We start from the raw sequence: 1,540 nt of genomic DNA on the forward strand, positions 1-1,540 counted from the left end.
GTCAGCAGCATCAGGGGGTTGCTCTCCGCCTGCCCTGTCAGCTCTGAGGACAGTGAGTTCCCATCCCTGCACTGAGCAATTCTGACAGACTCGGCTTCTCATCATCATGATCTAATTCATAAAGTTGAGCTTGACTTTCTACTACTTTGACAACTCCCGCTTCTCCAGTTTTTTGAACTTGTGATTTTTCTTTAACGCAAATTGCAAGTCCAAGTTAGCCAGCCAAGCTCATCTCATATGAACTCTTATAGTTGAACATTTTTCTTGGATAATGGTTCATCCAATACTCGATAGCGGCGACTTCTTCAGGGGTCGTCTTTGTTGTGCCTTTTGGCAGATGCCTACGAATCATTCGGTTATGGTTTTCATTCGTCCCTCGCTCAAAGCTCGCGTAGGCGTGTGCATAGTAAACTGGACAGCTTACGTCCTCAGAGAGCCTTGCAAATTCATGGCCATTGTCAGGGGTAATGGATTTGAAGTCATAACTTTTTTGAAGTTCCACCAGCTCATCATTGACCGCCTGTGCTGTTTTCCCATCAATCAAGCGAATGATCTCCGTGCGGTATTTTCGCTCTGTGAGCGTCAAAAGCACCTTGTTCTTAGCTCTCGTAAGAATGACCGTGTCAATCTCGTAATGCCCCACTTCTAAGCGATTGTTAATGAACTCAGGCCGTTCTTCAATAGACTTGCCAAAAGGATGCTTTGGCGCACGAGGTTTGATTTTCTTTGCCGCCTTATACTGCGGATAGAAAAGATGATGACGCTTGGCTTCTAACCAGCCCCAGTTGACCCAATTGTAGAGGCTGCTCAGAGAAACTCCTTTTAGAGCCTGATGAATGACTTCCAAAGAGTCCTTGTCTTCTTTAAGACGTGTACTCACATAACAATCAATCTCAGTCGTGAGTTTACTCGGACGAACACTGTGAGCCCTCAATCCTTCATAATTTTCTTGAGCCTTTTTAGCAGAGTATTTTACCTTCCGCTTGAGCTGGATTTCCCCTCGCTTCATCTCTCTGTCAATCGTCCCATGAGCTTTATTCAATAAGCGCGCAATCTCACGGTTGCTCAGTCCTTCTTTATTGTGCCAACGTTCAATGTTTAAACGGTCTTGATTGGTCAGGTGTTTCCCTTTGCTCTGGCTTGTGATAGAATAGTCTTGCATCTGAATTTCCTTTTTATACTATTTGGTCGAACTTCTAGTATAAGAGATTCAGATGTTTTTTGCTTGACTCAAGGTGGCTAACTTCATTTTACAATTTGCGTTATTTTTTTAAAATAGAACTAAGTTTTTCAACGAAGAGATTAACTTCATCAATTGTATTCATTTCTGAAAAAGAAATACGTATGTTTTCTTTTAGTTTTTCAGAATTTTTCCCGTAAACAGCTTCAAGAACATGGGAAGGTTCGATTGTACCGGCTGTACAAGCAGAACCAGTTGAGATTGCGAAACCAGCTAAATCAAGTTTGGTCAAGAGCAAATCATGATTTTCATTCGGAAAAGCAAGATTTAGAACATGAGGCATACTTGGACCAAAATTAT

General features: G+C 42.1%; 2 protein-coding genes. Both read right to left on the reverse strand.

Going from position 1 to position 1,540, the window contains the following annotated elements:
• Positions 1-214: 214 nt before the first annotated feature.
• On the reverse strand, positions 215-1,162 hold the full coding sequence (locus tag ABZW96_RS37615) for an IS30 family transposase (RefSeq protein ID WP_351004109.1): 948 nt from the start codon (positions 1,160-1,162) through the stop codon (positions 215-217).
• A 100-nt stretch (positions 1,163-1,262) separates the two neighbouring features.
• Positions 1,263-1,540 (reverse strand): aminotransferase class V-fold PLP-dependent enzyme (locus tag ABZW96_RS37620; RefSeq protein WP_355081652.1); only part of this gene is annotated, 278 nt, incomplete at its 5' end.

The organism is Nocardia sp. NPDC004168 (assembly GCF_040610355.1).
Taxonomy (GTDB): domain Bacteria; phylum Actinomycetota; class Actinomycetes; order Mycobacteriales; family Mycobacteriaceae; genus Nocardia; species Nocardia sichangensis.

Coding starts and splice junctions, on each gene's coding strand:
- ABZW96_RS37615 (WP_351004109.1), bottom strand. CDS start 1,162: ATGCAAGACTATTCTATCACAAGCCAGAGCAAAGGGAAACACCTGACC.